This window comes from Sorangium sp. So ce327 (assembly GCF_051530205.1).
In the GTDB taxonomy this organism is placed as follows: Bacteria; Myxococcota_A; Polyangia; order Polyangiales; family Polyangiaceae; genus Sorangium; species Sorangium cellulosum_B.
In genome coordinates this window covers 6957415-6976262 of record NZ_CP150330.1, presented here as the reverse complement: position 1 = coordinate 6976262, position 18848 = coordinate 6957415, and the positions used below count along the sequence as shown (strand labels likewise).

The following is an 18848-nucleotide window of genomic DNA, read 5'->3' as shown; positions in this document are numbered from 1 at the left end:
GTTCGTGCTCACCCCGGCTCTTCGCTCGCTCACGATGCCCATCACCTACGACACGCCCGCCGTCGGCAGGGTCACCGTGAACCGGGTGCCCTTGCCCCATTCGCTCTGCACCTCGATGGTCCCGCGACTGGCGTCGATGATCCGCTTGACGACGGCGAGACCCAGGCCGGTCCCGGTCGCGGGTTTCGTGGAATAGAACGACTCGAAGATGTTCGGTAGATCCGCCTCCCGGATGCCCACGCCGTCATCCGTCACCTGGAGGACGCACGCACCGGCCTCCTCCCTCGCCGAGATCTCGATCAGGCCCGCGCCACCTCGCCCGCTCCTCTCGAGGATGGCGTCGCGCGCGTTGTTCAGGAGGTTCTGCAGGACGGAGTAACACTGCGTCGGATCTGCCACGATGCTGATGGTCCCCGCGATGTCGGCCTGGACCGAGATGCTGGATCCTCCGGTCGTCTCCCTGAAATCGACGAGCGCGCTGTCGATCAGCTCGTTCAGGCTGATCCGTTCCCATGAGCGCTCGCCGCCCGTGATCCTGGAGAAATCAAGGATCGCCTTGGTGATGGTGAGCACCCGGGTGGTCGCCTTGAGCACGAGGTTCAGGGCGGCGTCGAGCGCCTCCTGGTTCTCGAAGACGCGCTGGAGCCGCGCCGTGAGCGGACCCAGCGCCTCGCCCGGCAGATGCTCGGCGAGCTCCTCGTGCAGCTTGCCGAGCTCCACAGCCGAGTCGAAGGTGAGGCTGGGGCGCGAGGCCGTCTCATCCTGCCCGAGGACCCTCGCGAGCACCAGGCTCGCCCCCGCGAGCGCGTTCCGGATCTCGTGCGCGAAGGCGCCCGCCATCCGCTTCTCCGTCGCCTCGCGCTCCAGGCGGATCAGCTTCGCCTGGGCCTCCTGGAGCTCCGCCGTGCGCTCTTTGACCTTCTCTTCGAGCCTGCCGTACAGGCGGCTGTTCTCGATCGAGATGGCGGCCTGCGCGGACAGGACCTGCAGGACCTTGATGCGCGCCGGCGTGAACGCGTCCTCGAGCAAGGTGTTCTCCAGATAGAGGACCCCGACCAGCTTGCCTTGCTGGACGATCGGCGCACACAGGATCGATTTCGGCTTCTTCCGCGCCATGTACGGGTCGGACAGGAATGTGCTCTCGCGCGCTGCGTTGGCGAGGACGACGCGCTCCTTCGTCTTCTGGACGTATCGCACGACCGCCCGCGAGAGGCCCTCCACCTCCTCGAGCGGCACCGACTGGAGGACGCTGCTGGGCGGCTCCTCGGCGTCCGCCGCCGCCTCGACGTACAGCTCGTCGTTGTTCGCGAGCAGCAGGTATCCCTTGCTGGCCCCCGCGTTCTCCATCGCGGTCCGCATCAGCCTCTCGAGGAGCTTGCCGAGCTCGATCTCTCCCGAGATCGCCTGGGAAGCCCGCACGACGGTCGCGAGATCCAGCATCTCGCCGGCCCCGACGATCGTCGCTATCTCCGTCGGCCCGGCAGCCCTCGCCGCCCCCGCGTCCCGCGGCAAGAGCTCCGCGTACTTCTCCTTGAGCTGCATGGCCTTGGCCGCGGCGCCCCAGCGCGTGTAGCCGTAGAGGGCGTCAATCATGTAGACGCGCGCGATCTTCGCCCTGCCCCTCGCGAGGTGGAACCTCGCGGCGAGCTCGTTCGCCAGCGCCTCGTGGTGCGGGAACTCGTTCTCGTGCGCCGCCATGATCGCCCGCTCGTAGAGGTCCATCGCCGCCGCGTCGTCGCCGGCGATGCGCGCGCGCTCGGCGGATAGCAGGAGACGCCTGTGGTGGAAGTTCTCCGGGCAGCTGTCCGCCCACACCGCGATCTCGGCCGCGTACCGGTCGAACTCTCTCTCGTAGCGCTCTCGCTCGGCGGGCGCCGCCGCCGGGTACAGCGCCAGCATGATCAGGCTCCCGTAGAACGGGATCTCGGTCGAGATCCACATGTGGCCCAGGTACGGGCGCAGCCGCTCCGCGAGGGCGACGAAGGACAGCGCGCGCTCGTGGTCCTCGTAGAGGAACGCGAGCTGCGCCTTGTGGACGTTGTAGTATGCCGCCATGTGCTCGAGGCCCGGGGCCGCCATCTCGGCGTCGAACGCCGCCTCGTCGAAGGCGCCATCGCTCAGGGTGTGGCGGCCATGCGTGCGCCCTCGCAAGCTCGCGACCATCTGCTTCGCCGAGGTCACGATCAGGATGGCCACGACGTTCTTGGTGCGCTGGAGGAAAGGGGAGCCCCTCTCTATCTCCTCGGCGATCGCGGCGAGGTTGTTGCCGACGCCTATCCCGTTGACGATCCCGTGCATGACGGAGTAGCTGGCGAACTGGATGTCCCCCACCTCCAGGCCGTCCTGGTACGCCTGTGAGAGATACGAGAACGACAGCCGGAGCGGCTCCCGGTAGTGGGCGATGAACACCGCGAAGCTGGACTTCACCTTGGACGCCGTGTCGACACAGCCCATCTTCTCGTTGAGATCCATCGCGAGCTTGCCGAACTCGTAGGCTTCCGAGTACCGACCCAGGCCGATCAGGATGATCGCGTAGACCAGGTAGCCGAAGGGGGAGCCCTCCGCGTGGCCGTGCTTCAGGGAGATGTTGGCCTGCTTGACGCTCGCGAGCGCGTGGAGGGAGGGATACCCGAGGAGGAGGGCCGCGCTCGCGTTCGTCAGGATCGTGAGCGCCGCGCTCTGCTCCGGGTCGGTGAGCGCCGGGGCGTCGAGCAGGTCCGTGATCCGGCGGCCCGCCAGGTTCGATGGCACCTCCGCGAGCTCCGCGGCGAAGGCCGCCTTGATCCGCTCCTCGTCCTCGGGCAGCTCGATCCCGAGCAGCGCGAGGGCTGCCCGCGCGCTGCTCACGGATTCGGCGAACTTCCCGGCGACGTTGAAGAGCGGGATGCGCAGGGCGTGGACGTGCACGCGATCGAGGCGGGTCCTGGCGCGGTCCAGGACGACGTTGAACAGCGATTCGGCCTGCGCGACATGGCCGCTCAGGAACGCGCAGCTGGCTCGCTCGGTGTGGAGCGCGAACGCGAGATCGTAGTCCTGCTCCCACCCGCGCTCGTCGAGGAGCGACGTCCCGGCCCCGAGGTAGGTGGCGGCCACGTCGTAGGCCGCGGACGCCTTCGCCCTCCTGCCGGCGGTGAGGTTCAAGCGCGCGAGGCTCGTCCGCTCGCCCTGCGAGGAGATCCGCGCGGCGCCGAGGTTGAGGTGATTGACCGTGTCGAACAGGTTCTCTTCCGTGTCGCCGAGCTCCCGTTGCGCGAGCATCAGGCGCCCGATCCTGAGGTGCAGGTCCTCCTTGCGCTCGCCGTCGATCAGCGAGTAGGCCGCCTGCTGCACGCGATCGTGCAGGAACCTGTACGAGACGTTGATGTCCCAGGGGGCCGGCTCGCCATCTCCAGGCTGGTCGGGCGCGGCGTGGAGGAACCGGTACTCGGCGTCCAGGGGCAAGACGAGGTTCTCAGCGAGCGCCTCCCAGAGATCCGCGGCCGTGCTCCCGGGCGGCCGCTCGTCGATCATCGAGAGCGTCTTCAGATCGAACCGGTGGCCGATGCAGGCGGCGAGCGTGAGGATCCGCTGCGTGCTCGGCGCGAGCCGCCGGAGCTTCCTCGCCATGAACTCGGCCACGTTGTCCGTGATCGCCGCGCTCCGGATGCGATCGAGATCCCAGGAGAACGAGCCCGATGGGACGTCGAAGGCGAGCAGCTGGTCCTTGTGCAGCGAGGTCAGGAATTGATTGATGAAGAACGGGTTCCCCTGGGTCTTTTCGAGGACGAGCGTCGCCAGCGGGGCGGAGCGCCGCGGATCACAGCCGAGCGCGTCGACGAGGAGCTGGTTGATGTCCGGCAGGCGCAGCGGATCGAGGGTGACCTCGGCCATGTCCGTCCCTGCCTTCCGGAGCTCTGCCCGGGCCGTCGAGAGCGGGTGCCCCGCGTCGATCTCGTCGTCGCGGTAGGCGCCGATCACGAGCAGGTGGCCGCGCTCCGGATCCGACAGGAGCTGCGTGAGGAGCCTGAGCGAGGCGAGATCGGCCCACTGGAGATCGTCGAGGAAGAGGACCAGCGGGTGGTCGGCCGTGGTGAAGACGCGGAGGAAGCGCTGAAAGACCAGGTTGAAACGGTTCTGGGACTCGGTCGACCCGAGCTCGGGCACGGGCGGCTGGGGGCCGACGACGAGCTCCAGCTCCGGCATCAGGTCGACGAGGACCTGCCCGCTCTGGCGCAGGGCGGCCGCGAGCTTGCGCCGGAAGAGCGCGAGCGTCTCGGCGCGCTCGGTGAGCAGGTGCCGGATGAGATCCTGGAAGGCCTGCGCCAGCGAGGCGTACGGAACGCTCCGGTTGAGCTGGTCGAACTTGCCCGAGATGAAGTGGGCTCGCCGTCCGGCCATGACCTTGTACAGCTCGCTCACGACCGCCGATTTGCCGACGCCGGCGTGGCCGGAGATCAGCACGAGCTCGGCCGCGCCTCGGCTCGCGCGGTCCCATGCCGAGAGGAGCGCCGATATCTCCGCCTCGCGGCCGTAGAGCTTCTGCGGGATGAGCAGCCTGTGGTCGCGGTCGTACCGGCCGAGCGGGAAGGGGGCGATCTGGCCCGTCGCCTCCAGCTGCGCCAGGCACTCGCGCAGGTCGGCCTTGAGCCCGTGCGCGCTCTGGTACCGGTCCTCGGCCGCCTTGGACAGGAGCTTCATCACGATGTTCGACACCGCCTCGGGGACCGCGGGCGACCGTTCGCGCGGCGGCGTGGGCCTCTTGGCGATGTGGCAGTGCAGGAGCTCCAGGGGATCCGTCGCCTGGAAAGGCAGCGTGCCCGTCAGTATCTCGTAGAGGGTGACGCCGAGGGAATACAGGTCCGTGCGGTGATCGAGGGTTCGATTCATCCGTCCGGTCTGCTCCGGCGACATGTAGGTCAGGGGCCCTTCCAGGGAGTCGGGGCTCTTCGCCTGCTGGATCTCCTGGGAGAGGCGCGTGGCGATGCCGAAGTCGATCAGCTTGACCTGACACGTATCCATGTGGACGAGGATGTTGTGCGGCTTGATGTCCTTGTGGATGATGTGACGCCGGTGGATCGCCTCCAGGGTGTCTGCGATGGATTCGGCGATCTGGAGGGAGGTCTTCAAGCCGAGCTCCTGCGTCCGGAGGACGTCGTCCAGCGGCCGTTCCTCGAGGTTCTCCATGACGAGCGCCAGGTTCGTGCCGATCCGCTCCAGGCCGTACACCTTCACCACACCAGAGAGGTCGAGGCTCCTGGTGATCGCGACCTCGTGCCGTAGCTTCGCGATCTGACGGGAGCTAGGGTATTCGCTCTTGAAGAGCTTGATCGCGACCGGCGCCCGATCCACGTTCCGGTACCCACGATAGACGATGGTCTCGACGCCGCTGTGGATCTCGTCCGTGATGGTGTAATGGGGAAGGCTGATCATCGTGTCTCCTACACGGAATCGGTGCAATCACTCTCGCTGGCGAGTCGATTCGCGGGTGGTCGAGGCTGAAGAACGTCGATTGAGCTCTGGTCGGCGTGGGTGGAGAGAGCAGAGGGTGGAGCCCCGACGCGCCCTGGCGCAGCCGCGGGCGCGCGGGATGTCGCTCGGAGTCGATTCGCTCGCTCTCCGACGGTCGTCGCGCGCATCGACGCGGGTCGACTGCAGAGTTGTTGCCTCGCTACTTCCCCCCTATCCACATTGCACGTATAGCATTCTCGCACCATGCGAGGAAACGGAATTCCACCAGAGACGTCCGGCGATCCAGCGCCGACTCCCGGCGATCCAGGGCGACTCGACGAGGGCCCCATCGAGTCGCGTGCGGACCGGTGATGGTGGTCACATCACGGTCTCGGCTTCCGATCCAGGGGACTGTAGGAGCTTCGTGGACGGTGTGGGCGGGAAGCGCGGCGGGCTATCGCGTTACGTCGTCGATTTCTCGTCTGAATGTCATCGATGAAGAGCCGGCTGCGTCACGAGGACCGGCCGCGCCGCGCCGCGCGGCCGATCATCCATCGACATCGAGCGCATCGCGCGGGCGCGCGTCGCGAACGCCGGCTGCCGTCAACCATCGCGCTTGGTGCCCTGCAAGAGGTCGATGGACCTCTTGTTCTCCGTCATTGTCGTGTGGACTCGCACGGCTGTGTCGACCGTGGTCACAATCCTGTTGATGTCACCATCCTTGACGACGTAAGCGAATGGCTGGTGCTCCCGGACGACCCTGCTGGGATCCTTGATGTCCTGGTAGGCCGAATAGAAGATGATGGGGATGTCGGGCTGCTTCCGGCGGAGCGCATCACACGCCCAGAAGCCGTCCAGCGGCTCCATCTTCACGTCGAGGATGACCGCGCAGACATCGTCGCGAACGGCGGCCAATCCCTCCGTCGCCGATCCGCACAACAGGACGTCGTACCTGTCCTGCAGGATGTAATGAACGGACTCTCTCGTCGCCGCGTCATCGTCGATCACCAGGACCACGGGGCGCGGCGCTTCGTCCTTCGGTGGCGCTCTTCTCTTGCGCCATGCGTCTTTCAGATCCTTGAACGCCATCGTAGGCACCCTTGCAGCGCGGGTCCAACCTGCCGCCGGTTCGCGCTCACCCCGGCGCTCCGGTCGAGAGCGACGATCGAGCGCCTGCTCCACCCGGCGGCGGCCTGCGCGAAATGGCCGCGCAGGACCTCGCATCCGGCGCGATCGAGGCGGAGCGCGGACGCCAGATCGTATGCCTGCTCCCACGCTGCATCATTCGCGCTTGGCCGCAAATTTGCCGCTGGATCGTTCTTCCCGCCCACACCATGTGAATAGCATTCTCGCATCTTGCAGGTAAACAGATTTTGACCGACGTCGTCGTGCGCCCCGACGCCGACTCCGGGCGAACCGGGGCGGGTCGACGAGCAGCATCATGCAGTGCCGCTTGGATCGCTGTTGCGGTCCCAGGTCGAGGGGGGAGAGTTTTGCTGCCGGTGTAAGCGACCCGTGAGGCGCGACGGGACGCCGCGTGGGGAGGGCGGAGCGAGCCAGGTGAGCGGCTCGCACGTCGCAGCTCCCCGCCTGGCGCACTGCGTTCAGCCCGAGTGGATCGGCGTCCAGGCCGGCGGGTCGCTCGCCGGGAACGACTCGTCCGACGCCTCGTCCTCGGGCTCCCACGCCTCGCGCTCCGAGGGCGCCCCGCCGCGATCGAGCGGAGTCTGCGGGCTCCGCTCCTTGCGCGTCTTCGCCCTCGTCGCCTCGGGGCCGGCCGCGGCGCCTTCAGGCGATTCCGGCTGTCGCTCTGCCGCCTTCTTCTCGTTCGTTCCCATGCGTCACCCTCCGGCGCTCCCGTGCCCGACACGACAGGTGGAGCCGGCGAGGCGCGCCGCAAGGGGACCCCGCGCTGGATCGAGGCCGCTCTCGCTCGCTCCTCCTCGCTCAGCGCGCCGGCTGATCCCCGACGAATCGCTCGAACACGGCCTTGCGCAGCAGCTCCGGCGGCAGGATCCCCTGGGCGAGCACGAAATCGTGAAATCGCTGCGCATCGAGGCGAGGGCCCATCATGGACTCGACCTCTGCCCGGAGCTCCATCAGCCGGATGAACCCGTAGAAATACGATGTCGCCTGTCCCGGCGAGCGGAACGTGTAGCGCTCCACCTCGGACCGAGCGAACGGCGCCGACAGCACCACTTCCTGCTCCAGGAAGGCGCGCGCGGCCTCAGGCGTGATCTTGCCGGTCTGGAGCTCCGGGTCCAGGAAGGCGCGCGCGGCCCGCAGCAGGCGGTATTGCAGCGAGACGAGCTGACCTTCGGGCGGCATGAACGGGAACACGAGGGCCTCGGAGTACAGCCCCCACCCCTCGACGTTGGCGCTGTTCATCGCGAAGACCGCCCGGGCGATCGAGACGCCGCGCTCGACGAGCGAGGCGAACTGGAGCTCGTGTCCGGGGCGCGCCTCGTGGGCGGTGAGCGTCCACGACGCCGCTGCATGGGTGAAGTCGTCGACCTTCTGCAGATCCTCCGCGGCGCCGGGAGCGCCCGGGAGGCTGAGCGGCAACACGAACTCCCCCACTTCCCCCTGGTTGCCGAGCAGCCGCGGCGGCCGCATGTGCGGCGCCGGCGTCTCGGCGCTCTCGGCGGCGGTGCCGAGACGGATGCGCGCGGGCCGCTCGGGCAGCGTGACGAGGCGCTCTTTCCTGATGATGTCCTCTATCTGGGCCAGCCGCGCCTTGTAATGCGGCAAGATGGCCTCGCCCACCAGCTGCTCTTTCTTCAGGGCGCGGAGCACGTCGCGGTAATCCGCGCCTGGCAGCTTGCGCGTCCTGGCGACCGAGCTCGAGAGCTCCTGCATCTGCGCCGTCAGATCCTCGAAGGCGGCGTGGGCCAGGGGCGCGAGCTCGGCGGGCGGCAGATCGACGCCGTACGACTCGAGCGCGAACGCATAGAGCGGCCGCGGCAACGCGAAGTCGGTCCGCGCCCGGGGGAGCACGTCGCTGCGCAGCGCCGCGTCGTACGCCTCGAGCTGGCGATTCAGCGCCGCGAGCGGCTCGTCATGGCCGCTGATGCCGTATTTCCTGAACAGCTCACCGATGCCCTGCCGCACGCGGGCATTCGTGGCGAGGTGCCGCTCGATCTCCATCCTGGGCGGGGCGAGCAATCCGGGCTTCTCGAGGTCCTGGAGGAGCCTGGCCATGGCCTGCTCGGCGATGGGCACGTAACCCGCCTCCATGCCGGCATAACGCCGGAGGCGCGTGCGGGCCGCAGCCCGCCGCGCCGGGGATACCCGGTCGTCCAGGAGGTTCGAGATGCCGTCGAACACGAGCCCTGTGACGTGCACGTAGGTGACGCTGTATTTCTCCGCGAGCTCCGAGCTGCGAACGGCCCGGTCCGCGGCGTCCAGCAAGATCTGCAGATCTTCGGCGACCGCCGGGTCCTTCTCGGTCTCTCGCCGTTTCTGGAGCTCCACGATGGCCGCGCGGAAGGCCGCGCGTCTCTGCGCCTCGACCCCGGGCGAGAGATCCGCGATCTCCCGATCCGCGCGCTCGATCCCCAGAGCTCCGGCGCGCTCCGGCGAGAACCGGACGAGCACGTCGAGGAGGACCTTTGCGTGCTCGTTGCTGCGCTCGACCCAGGCGGGGAGTCGCCGGGCCGCTGCAGGTGCCGAGCGCGCGGCGGGCGCGGTGCTCGCGGCCTCCGAGGGCGCCGGCGAGGGCAGGGGAGCCGGCGCGGCGGCAAGAGGCGGGGCGCCTCGGGCGCACGCAGCGGCGAACAGGGGGACGAGGACGAAGGTGCGAAGTGCGCGCAGGGTCATGCCGCACATCTTGCGACGGCGCCGCTGCGCGCCAGCCGCAACGCGGGGCAAATGCGGCCGGCGCGAGCCCAGCTCAGCTGTGCTCGAGCGGAAGCCCCGCCTTCACCCAACCGCTCGTGCCGCCATCCAGGTTGTAGAGCTGGTTCAACCCGAGCCGCTCGGCGAGCTTCGCCGCCGTCAGGCTGCGGGCGCCCTTCGCGCACACGAACACCACCCGATCGCGCGGCAGGGCCCGCTGCGGATCCGCTCTCAGTTGATCGAGGGGCACCAGCCGCGCGTGCGGCACGTGTCCGACCGACCACTCGCGTGGCTCACGCACATCCACAACGTCCACCTCGCCGCTCTTGATGAGCTCGTCCGCGTCCCTGGGCGATATCGTCTGGATCATCCGTCCATTATAACGGACGCGTCCGACAGTGGCAACCCGGGGGACACAAGTTCGCCGTCGAGACGAAAACCTGCGAAATCCCATGTGTTCAGCCTGTTTCGAGGATCCAACCAGGGGGTTGGACGGTGAGGGCGGCTGGCAGGGAGCCCGGCGACGTCCGCATCAGCGGATAGCCGCCGGGCGGCCAGTCAGCGCGACCTCCCGATCTGGATCCTATGCAGCGCGTCAACCAGCGCGTCGATGTCCTCGCAGGTGTTGTAGGGGGCGAGCGACGCGCGCACGGTGCTCTCCAGGCCGAAGCGGCGCAGGATGGGCTGCGCGCAGTGGTGGCCCGAGCGCACCGCGATGCCCTCCCGGTCGAGCGCTCCGCCCACGTCCTCGGTGCGCTGCCCATCGAGGACGAAGGAGAGCACGCCCGCCTTGTCGGCCGCGGTGCCGATGAGCCGCAGCCCGGGGACGGTCGCGAGGGCGTGGGTGGCGTAGTGGAGCAGCTCGTGCTCGTAGCGGCCGATGTTCTCGATCCCGATCCGCGTCACGTAGTCGAGCGCGGCCCCGAGGCCGACCGCGTCCGCGATGTTGCCGGTGCCGGCCTCGAAGCGCGCGGGCGGCGGATGGTAGATCGTCCGCTCGAAGGTGACGTCCGCGATCATGTTGCCGCCGCCCTGCCAGGGCGGCATCGCGTCGAGCACCTCGCTCTTGCCGAAGACGGCGCCGATGCCCGTGGGACCGAACACCTTGTGGCCCGAGAACACGTAGAAGTCGCAGTCGAGGAGCTGCACGTCCGCGCGCATGTGGGACACCGCTTGCGCGCCGTCCACGACCACGCGCGCGCCGTGCCGGTGCGCCATCGCCACCATCTCGCGGGCGGGCGTGATGGTGCCGAGCGCGTTCGAGACCTGTGTGATCGAGACGATGCGCGTCCGCGGGCCGAGCAGCTTCTCGTACTCCTCGAGGATCACCTGGCCCCGGTCGTCCACCGGAGCGACACGGAGCCTGGCGCCCTTCTCGGAGCAGAGCTGCTGCCACGGCACGATGTTGGCGTGGTGCTCGAGCCACGTGATGACGATCTCGTCGCCCGGGCCCACGTTCCTCCGGCCCCAGCTCTGGGCGATCAGGTTGATCCCCTCGGTGGTGCCGCGCACGAACACGATCTCGCGCGTGGACGGGGCGTTGATGAAGCGGCGCGTCGCCTCGCGCGCCGCCTCGTACGCGTCCGTCGCGCGGGCCGCGAGCGCGTGCGCCGCGCGGTGGATGTTCGAGTTCTCGTGCTCGTAGAAGTACGAGAGCCGATCGATGACGGCCCGGGGCTTCTGGGTCGTCGCCGCGTTGTCGAGCCAGACGAGCCGCTTGTTGTGGACCCGCTCCTCGAGGATGGGGAAGTCGCGGCGGATCGCGTGCGGGTCCAGGATGCCGGCCGAGCCGCTGACGCCGCGGACCAGCGCCGGATCCACGGCGCGGATCTCGTGCGCTTCGACCTGGGGAGGGCCGACCGGCGACTCGATGCCCAGCGCGGGCGCGCCGGGCACGAAGTACGGGTCGGCGTCGCGGCCCGCGAGATCGCCCAGCACCGGGATGCGGAGCACCTCGTCGGCCGCTCCCAGGCTCAGCGGATCGGAGCCCACGAGCGGGACGCGGACGAACCCGGCGCGCACCGTCGAGTCCGGCAGCGACACCTCGCCGGGGAAGGCGGGCGTCGCGCCGGAAGAAGCGAGGACCGAGCCGGGAGCCGGCAGCGCCGCGCCGGAATAGGGGGGAACAGAGCCGGAGTAGGCGGGGACAGAGCCGGAGTAGGCGGGGGCCGACCCGGGGTACACGGGGGCCGCCGCCGCGGACGGTCCCGGTACAGGTGCCGGCGCCGCGCTAGCCGCCGCCAGGTGCGGGACGGGCGACTGCGACGGCGCGGCGCCAGGCAGCGGCGCCGGCTGCGCAGCCGCCCCCTGATTGACCGGCGCGCCGAGCATCTCGTTCGCGAGCTGCGCGATCACCGCGGCCAGGGAGGCGGGGTCGAAGCTGGCGACGGCGGGCGCCGGCGCGCCGCCCGGCGCCGAGAGCGGCACGTTCAAGGGCGCGATCCCAGAGCTCCCTACGGCGCGGGTCACCTGCGGCAGAGCACCCTGGAGATCCGCTGTCTGGATCTCACTTGTACTCATAGTAGCTGTCCACCTGGACGCCCTCGAGCACGCCGAGCGCATCTTCGGTCAGAACCGCCGCCGAGCAATAGAGGGACGCGAGGTACGAGGCAGCCCCGAGCTGGTTGATGCCCATGAAGCGAATCGACAGGCTCGGGCTCACCTCGCCCTGGATCCCCGGCTGGAACAGGCCCACGACACCGCGCTTCTTCTCGCCGGTGCGGACCAGGAGGATATCGGTCTTGTTGCCCGCGAGGTGCAGCTTGTCGGTGGGGATGAGCGGGAGGCCGCGCCAGGTGAGGAACGGCGAGCCGAACAGGGTCACCGTCGGCGGCGGAACACCGCGCTTCGTGCATTCGCGACCGAACGCCGCGATGGCCCGCGGGTGCGCCAGGAAAAAGGCGGGCTCCTTCCACACCTTCGTGATCAGCTCATCGAGATCGTCCGGCGTGGGGCCGGCGCCGCGCGGCTTGATCCGCATGCTCTCGTGCACGCTGTTCAGCAGGCCGTAGTTGCCGTTGTTGATCAGCTCGTCCTCTTGCTTCTCCTTGAGCTTCTCGACGAGGACGGTGAGCTGCTCTTTCACCTGATCCATCGGGCTGCGGAACAGGTCGGAGATCCGGGTGTGCACCTGGATCGTCGTCGTCACCGTGTTGAGCACGTATTCGCGCGGCTGCTCTTCATAGTGGATGCGCGCCACGGGCAGCTCGGCCGCGTCATCCGGGCTGCAATCGACCGCGAAATCGTTGCTGCAGACCCGGTTGAGGCGGTACACGCCTGCTTCGACGGGCGTCCAGGGGAGCAGCTGCACGAGCCAACGCGGGGTGGAACCGGCCCACTGGGGCGGCGTCTTGCTCGTGTTGGCGTGTTGCCTTGCGGCGCGCTCGCCAAGCAAATGGCTTTCGTGGTTTGTCATGGCAGGGCTTTTCCTCGAGCTTTGACGAGTGGGGGGAGAGCTACGCCAAAGCTGAGCCATTACTACAGCTTCTTCCTACGTTGCCGCAATGGCGCTCGTGACGCCCTGGGCGCTTTCCTCCTGTAAAGCAGATGTGCTTTCCAGCATGCTGGACTCCTGTAAAGCGGAGCTTTTTCCGTAATGGTGGAGCGCAGCAGCACGCGCCGCGGCGGATGGCGACACCGGCGGACGTCAGCCGAGGTCGAGGCTCACGGGTGTTGCGGTGTTGTTGCGGTGTCGTTGCGGCGTTGTTGCGATAGCGTCCGACATGAAAGATAGGAGTCAGGCGATGGAGCGCCGGCCCCGAGCAACCGACCCCTGAGCGGCCACCGTCTCCGGCAGCGCACAAAGCGCTTGGCGGATTTCGTCCGTTATGTTAGATGAACATCCGCTGGTAATCAAGCGCGGCGTTCGCTGCCCGCTCGACATCCTCGGACATCGAGGACGCGGAGGCATGCCGTCGCACCCCAGAGGGCCCATGTCGAACGTCACACGCGGCTGGTTCGAAGACAACGCAGAATCCATCGGCCGCACGCCGCTCGTGCGCCTCCGTCGCGTCGTCGAGGGCGCGGGCGCGCTCGTGCTCGCGAAGATCGAGGGTCGCAATCCGGCGTATTCCGTGAAGTGCCGCCTCGGCGCGGCGCTCGTGTGGGACGCCGAGAAGCGGGGGCTCGTGTCCGGCGTCGGGACCGGCGGCACGATCACCGGCGTTTCGCGCTTCATCAAGCACCAGAAGGGCAAGGCGATCACCTCCGTCGCGGTCGAGCCCGCGCACAGCCCGGTGCTCACGCAGACGCGCGCCGGGGAGCCGCTCAGGCCGGGGCCGCACAAGATCCAGGGGATCGGCGCGGGCTTCGTGCCCGACGTGCTCGATCTGTCGATCGTCGATCAGATCGAGCAGGTGACGGGTCCGAGCGCGCCGTCACGGAGCGCTCGTCGCGGGCGAGATCCGGCTCGTGCCCGGCGCCGGCGCGGTGTATGAGCGCCGGCCTTCCGCCGAGGTCGCCCCGCGATGATCCCCCGCCGCCGCCTGCACCGCGCCGTCTTCGCGCTGGCTGCCCTCTACAACGCCTGCTGGGGGCTCTACGCCGCCGCCGACCCGCAATGGCTCTTTCGCTTCGCGGGCATGGAACCCCTCAATCACCCGCAGATCTTCGCCTGTCTGGGGATGGTCGTCGGGGTGTACGCCATCCTCTACGCGGAGGTCGCGCGCGCGCCCGAGCGCGGGTTCCTCCTTGCAGGCGTCGGCCTGCTCGGCAAGGTGCTCGGGCCGATCGGCCTCGCGGCGCTGCTCGCCACCGGGCAGTGGCCGCCTCGGTCCGCCGTCCTCTGCTTGACGAACGATCTCGTCTGGTGGATCCCCTTCGGCCTGTACCTCCACGACGCATGGCCGTTCTTCGTGCGGCAGTGGAGGGATGCGCCGGGGAGCCCGTAGCTCCTCCGGGGGGCTGACCTCCGGACCGAGCCGGGGACGAGCTCGGCCGGCATGTGTCGTTCGTGCGGGCCAGGACAGGCTATACGCTGCCGCGGTTCGCCGGCGCGAGGGGCCTCGCTCCGCGGCGGAGCCCGCTTCGCGTCCCTCGCCGTCGGCAAGTTCGGCCTGCGCGCCGTCGCGCAGTCGCTCGCGCGCGAGCTCGGCCCGCGCGGCATCCACGTGGCGCACGTCGTCATCGACGGGCTGATCGACACCCCGCGGGTGCGCGCGATGGTGCCCGGGAGGAAGGCCGACACCCTGCTATCGCCGGAGGCGCTGGCAGAGACCTACTTCCAGCTCCACGCCCAGGCGCCGAGCGCCTGGACCCACGAGATCGACGTGCGCCCGTCGGTGGAGAAGTTCTGACCCTGCCCTGGGCGGCGGGCCCGAGCGCGCCGGGCGAGATCCCCGATCCATCCCGCGGAGCCCGGGGGTAGAATCGTGGCGAGCTGGCCGTGGCGCCCGCCGGCGAGCGTGCAGACGCGGAGGCGGGCGCGCCCCGCGTGGAGGCGCGGCCCGCCCGCAAGGAACGAAGGATGACAGAGAGAGACAGGCAATCGACCCCCGCGGCGGCGGAGCTGTGGGGAAACGGGCGCGGTTACGGCCCGATCTCGCCGCGGCACCCGCTCGGCGGCGAGATGACGGACGTGGTGCGCGGCATCTTCACGCGCCTCAGGCTCCCGTGGCTCCTCCAGCGCTACGCCAAGATACCGGTGCTCGCGGTCTTCAGCTGCGTGAACGGGTTCGTGAGCATCGGTCTGATGGCGGCCCTCGCCGTGGTGACGAAGTCGCCCTTCGTCTTTCCGTCGCTCGGGCCAACGGCCTTCCTGTTCTTTTACACTCCCACGGCGGCGTCGGCCGCGCCGCGCACCACCATCGTTGGGCACAGCATCGGCATCGCGGTAGCGTACATGAGCCTGCTCGTCACCGGGCTCACGCACGCAGGTCCGGCGACAGCGACCGGGGTGACCCTGCCGCGCGCCATCGCCGCGGCGCTCTCGCTGGGGCTCACGGCCGGCCTCATGGTGCTCGCCCGCGCGCCACACCCTCCCGCGGGCGCGACCACGCTCATCGTCTCGCTGGGCATCCTGTCCCGGCCCCCGATGCTCCTCGTGCTCCTCGGCGGGGTCGTCCTGCTCACGCTCCAGGCCATCGTCATCAATCGCCTCGCCGGCGTCGACTACCCGCTGTGGGCCCCGCGGCAGGCGCGTCCGGAGCAGGATCCGCCGCCTCCGCCTCCTCCTTGATCCAAGGGCCTCCCGTTGCCGGGCGGCCGAGGACGGGCGACTCGCGTCGTCGCTCCATGCCAGCAGGGCGCCTCGTCGCGCGTCGCGCCGCGTCTGTCTGCGATGTCACGATCGCGGTGTGACATGTCACGATCGCGGCGTGACATGTCACGGTCGCGGCGTGACATGTCACGGTCGCCCATCGGAGATGGGGTTGGGCTCCGAGCTCCCGCGCGTCCAACGAAAGGGCCCGATTCGGCAGGATCCGCCGCCCGTTCGGGCCGCGGAGATCGACGTCGAGCGGCTGCAGCGGAGAGGTCGTGGTTTCCCGGGCGCTGGCGCACCGGTTGCTGGGCCGCTCCGCCAGGGGCCCTGGGGCCCGGCCCGGCGGCGATCGCCGCCTTGGTCGTTGCTTCGGGGCCCCGCACGTCATGTGGGGAGTCCAGCGACGGAGGTTTTGTGAAACATTCATGTGTGATGGTCGGGACGCTGCTGCTCGCAAGCCTGGGAACCGCGGGCTGCGTGGTGGAGAGCGTCGAGAACGAGGGAGGCGAAGACGCCCTCGGCGAGGCAGAGCAGGCGCTGGCGTCCAGCCCGGCGCTCCGTGACTTCGGGCAAGTTCAGCCGCAGACCACGGCCTGGCGCACGGTCACCGTGGACAGCCAAGGGGTGACCCTCACAGGTTGCCAGTGCAGCGTCTCGAGCCAGCACTTTGGCGTCTCGAACTGCCCGGTCTCCTTCAAAGGCCAGCGGAACGTCGACGTGTCCTTCACTGCGCCAGGGTCGCCGGGGACCTATACCGCGACGTTCAACATCACATGCGGAGGGCCGTCCTCGCCCTTTGCCAGCAGCAATCTGAGCGCCGTCGCCCCCATCGGCGTCAACCACAACGGCACGCTCCTCCGGGCCGGCGGCGCGAAGCCGAGGGCCGGGCGCAAGGCCGCGCGGCAGGCGCGGACCACGGGCTCGGCGCCGTCGAGGCGACGCTCGCGGTGAGCCGTCGCGCGGCGCCGAGGGCCAGAGCCAGCGACGCGCCACGCTTCGATCCGCCGCGACCGCGCGGCGTGGTGCTCGTCAGGCCACGATCGAGCCGGCATGACCCGCCTCCGCCAGGTTCTCCCGGCAGGCCGCGATCGTCGGGTGGCCCGGGCCGAGCGTCGCCATGTAGATGGAGAGCGCCCGCTCCAGCAGCCGGCGCGCCGACGCCCGCTTGCCCTGCCGGAGGCGCAGCACACCGAGGTTGTTGAGCGCCATCGCCAGGTCGGGGTGGGTCGGGCCCAGGAGCCCCTCCATCGTCCCGATCGCCTTGCGGAACAGGCGCGCTGCGGCGTCGAGCTCGCCCTCGGCGTAGAGGAGGGCGGCGAGGTTGCTCGTGGTGAAGGCGACCTCGTGGTGCGCGGGGCCGTACGCGCGCTCGAAGATGGCGAGCGCCCGCCGGTAAAGCGCTGCCGCCTCGCCGCGCTTGCCCTGCGCGTCGAGGATGGCCGCGAGCGCGGCCGCGTCCTCGGCGACGAGCGGGTGCTCGGGCCCGAGCGCCGCCTCCCGCAGCGCCACCGAGCGGCGCGCGAACGGCTCTCCGCGGGCCGCCCGGCCGCGGGCGTGCTCGAGCCCGCCGAGGTTGTGGAGCAGGGGTGCGAGATCGGGGTGATCCGGCCCGTGCACCCGCTCGAGGACGCGGATCGCCCGGCGGTAGAGCCGCGCTCCCTCGGCGAAGCGCGCGCGGTACTTGCAGCTCATCGCCAGCTCGTTGAGGCAGGCGGCAACCTCGAGGTCGCGGGCGCCGAAGGCGGCCTCGGCCAGCCGGAGCGCGTGGCGGGCGCGCGCCGCCGCGTCTGCGTAGCGCCCCTGGAGCCGCGCGGTCGCGGCCAGGGCGAGCCACGCGTGGACGCGGAGCCGCTTGACCTCGCCGCCCCGCCGCGCCCGCGCGAGCACGAGGACGGCGCGGCGCGCGTGCGCCTCGGCGGCGGGAGGGTCGCCGGACGCCGCCGCGATCCGCCAGTGCACGAGCAGCGCGCCGGCTGCCTCCGGGTCGGCGGGCCCGAGCTCCCGCTCGACGAGCGCGAGCGCCTCGCCCGCATCCGAGCGGGCCTCGCCGAGCATGCCCATGGAGAGATGGTGGAGGGCGCGCTCGCGGAGGGCGCGGGCGCCCGCAGCGGCCTGTCCCCGCGCCGGCCGCGCCGCGCGAGGGGCGGACGCGGGGGAGGCGCTCACGAGCTGTCGGCGCCGCCGGTCAGGAGGGCGATCGTGGAGGCTGGCATGGGGCAGGGAGGATCGGCGATCCGGCGAGCGCGCGCCAGGGGGCGGTGAGCGCATGAGGGAGAGGCGGATTGACCACATGGCACGAGATGCGGTTGGCGGCCGCGCGTGGGTAGGCGGACGCCGGCGCGCCTTGACGTCTGGCGAGCGCTCGTGTGCTCTCGTTCTGCTGCTCTTCGCGCGACGCCGAGCGGCTCGACCAGGAAAGGGAGGAATCATGCTCACGCACAGCTACACCTACGAGGCGGCCCTGGCGGATTCACACAAGATCACCTGGCGCGTCGAGGACATCATCGGCGGCGACAAGCAGCTCGACTTCTCGAGGCCCTTCCTGCCGGAGTCGCTCGCGGGCACGGCGTCGATCCGCTGTCTGAGCGCGCGAGAGAAGCTCCTGCTCAACCAGATCCGCGGCAACAGCTATCTTTACCTCTTTGGCTTCGTGGAGGAGTTCATCCTGCCGTTCGTGCTCGATCAGGCGCGCACCGCGGTCCACGGAGCCGACGCGGTCGAGGTGCGCGCGCTCGTCACGTTCGCCGACGAGGAGGCGAAGCATATCCACCTCTTCCGCCGGTTCTCCGCGGAGTTCGCGCGCGGCTTCGGCGCGGAGTGCGGGGCCATCGGCCCCGCGAAGGACGTCGCGGCGGCGATCCTGAAGCACGGCGCGCTCGGCGTCGCGATGGTGACCCTGCACCTCGAGTGGATGACGCAGCGCCACTACCTCGACAGCGTCAAGGAGGGGGACGCCGAGGGCCTCGACCCGCAGTTCTCGAGCCTGCTCCGCCACCACTGGATGGAGGAGGCCCAGCACGCCAAAGTCGACACGCTGCTCGTCGCCAAGCTCGCCCGCGAGGCCGGGCCGGAGGGCATCGCCCGGGCCTTCGACGACTACGTATCCATCGGCACGATGCTCGACGGCGGCCTCGCCGCGCAGGCCAGGCTCGACATCGAGGCCCTGGAGCGCGCCGCCGGCCGCACGCTCGCCGAGGCCGAGAAGGCCGAGATCTTCGAGGCGCAGCAGCGCTCCTACCGCTGGACGTTCCTCGGCTCGGGCATGACCCACCCGAGCTTCGTCCGCGCGCTCGGCGAGCTCAGCCCCGCCGGCGCCGAGCGCATCGCCGCCATGGCGAGGGCGCTCTCCTGAGCGCCCCCTGGGCAGCGACGCTCCGCCGGGCGG

General features: G+C 69.9%; 12 protein-coding genes and 2 pseudogenes. 6 read left to right on the top strand and 8 right to left on the bottom strand.

Translation table 11 applies throughout. The features are described 5' to 3' along the window. Positions 1-45 precede the first annotated feature (45 nt). The 7 genes from WME95_RS26010 to WME95_RS25980 form a co-directional block, all read right to left on the bottom strand. Complete coding sequence (locus WME95_RS26010; RefSeq protein WP_437902095.1) at positions 46-5409, bottom strand: trifunctional serine/threonine-protein kinase/ATP-binding protein/sensor histidine kinase; 5364 nt, start codon at positions 5407-5409, stop codon at positions 46-48. 621 nt (positions 5410-6030) lie between these two features. Then, the gene (locus tag WME95_RS26005) at positions 6031-6516 is read right to left on the bottom strand and encodes a response regulator (protein WP_437902094.1); all 486 of its coding nucleotides are present in this window, start codon (positions 6514-6516) and stop codon (positions 6031-6033) included. 515 nt (positions 6517-7031) lie between these two features. After that, positions 7032-7265, bottom strand: a complete 234-nt coding sequence (locus WME95_RS26000; protein ID WP_437902093.1) for a hypothetical protein — start codon at positions 7263-7265, stop codon at positions 7032-7034. Positions 7266-7374: 109 nt separating this feature from the next. Then, the gene (locus WME95_RS25995) at positions 7375-9255 is read right to left on the bottom strand and encodes a DUF885 domain-containing protein (protein WP_437902092.1); all 1881 of its coding nucleotides are present in this window, start codon (positions 9253-9255) and stop codon (positions 7375-7377) included. A 64-nt stretch (positions 9256-9319) separates the two neighbouring features. Next, on the bottom strand, positions 9320-9634 hold the full coding sequence (locus WME95_RS25990; protein ID WP_012237276.1) for a rhodanese-like domain-containing protein: 315 nt from the start codon (positions 9632-9634) through the stop codon (positions 9320-9322). 188 nt (positions 9635-9822) lie between these two features. Further along, entirely contained in the window at positions 9823-11784 is a 1962-nt protein-coding gene (locus WME95_RS25985) for a family 2A encapsulin nanocompartment cargo protein cysteine desulfurase (protein ID WP_437902091.1), read from the bottom strand. Further along, positions 11771-12679 (bottom strand): family 2A encapsulin nanocompartment shell protein, encoded by a 909-nt coding sequence (locus tag WME95_RS25980; protein ID WP_437902090.1) that lies wholly within the window; start codon positions 12677-12679, stop codon positions 11771-11773. The genes WME95_RS25985 and WME95_RS25980 overlap by 14 nt, the downstream gene beginning before the upstream one ends. A gap of 517 nt (positions 12680-13196) precedes the next feature. On the opposite strand from WME95_RS25980, the pseudogene WME95_RS25975 reads away from it, so the two are divergent. From WME95_RS25975 to WME95_RS25955, 5 genes and pseudogenes are all read left to right on the top strand, one after another. Beyond that, a pseudogene (locus tag WME95_RS25975) lies at positions 13197-13667 on the top strand (pyridoxal-phosphate dependent enzyme); the annotation flags it as partial. Positions 13668-13730: 63 nt separating this feature from the next. Next, positions 13731-14153 carry a hypothetical protein gene (locus WME95_RS25970; protein WP_437540735.1) on the top strand — a complete coding sequence of 141 codons (423 nt, stop codon included), beginning with the start codon at positions 13731-13733 and terminating at the stop codon, positions 14151-14153. A gap of 111 nt (positions 14154-14264) precedes the next feature. Continuing rightward, positions 14265-14558, top strand: a pseudogene (locus WME95_RS25965) (short-chain dehydrogenase); the annotation flags it as partial. 170 nt (positions 14559-14728) lie between these two features. Continuing rightward, entirely contained in the window at positions 14729-15439 is a 711-nt protein-coding gene (locus tag WME95_RS25960) for an HPP family protein (RefSeq protein ID WP_437540732.1), read from the top strand. A gap of 438 nt (positions 15440-15877) precedes the next feature. Beyond that, positions 15878-16414, top strand: coding sequence for a hypothetical protein (locus WME95_RS25955; protein ID WP_437902089.1), 537 nt, complete (start codon positions 15878-15880; stop codon positions 16412-16414). 78 nt (positions 16415-16492) lie between these two features. Here WME95_RS25955 and WME95_RS25950 read toward each other — a convergent pair whose 3' ends face one another. Next, positions 16493-17524, bottom strand: a complete 1032-nt coding sequence (locus WME95_RS25950; RefSeq protein ID WP_437902088.1) for a tetratricopeptide repeat protein — start codon at positions 17522-17524, stop codon at positions 16493-16495. A 367-nt stretch (positions 17525-17891) separates the two neighbouring features. Between WME95_RS25950 and WME95_RS25945 the strand changes: the two genes are divergently transcribed. Continuing rightward, positions 17892-18815 carry a hypothetical protein gene (locus WME95_RS25945; RefSeq protein ID WP_437902087.1) on the top strand — a complete coding sequence of 308 codons (924 nt, stop codon included), beginning with the start codon at positions 17892-17894 and terminating at the stop codon, positions 18813-18815. The last annotated feature ends 33 nt before the right edge of the window (positions 18816-18848 follow it).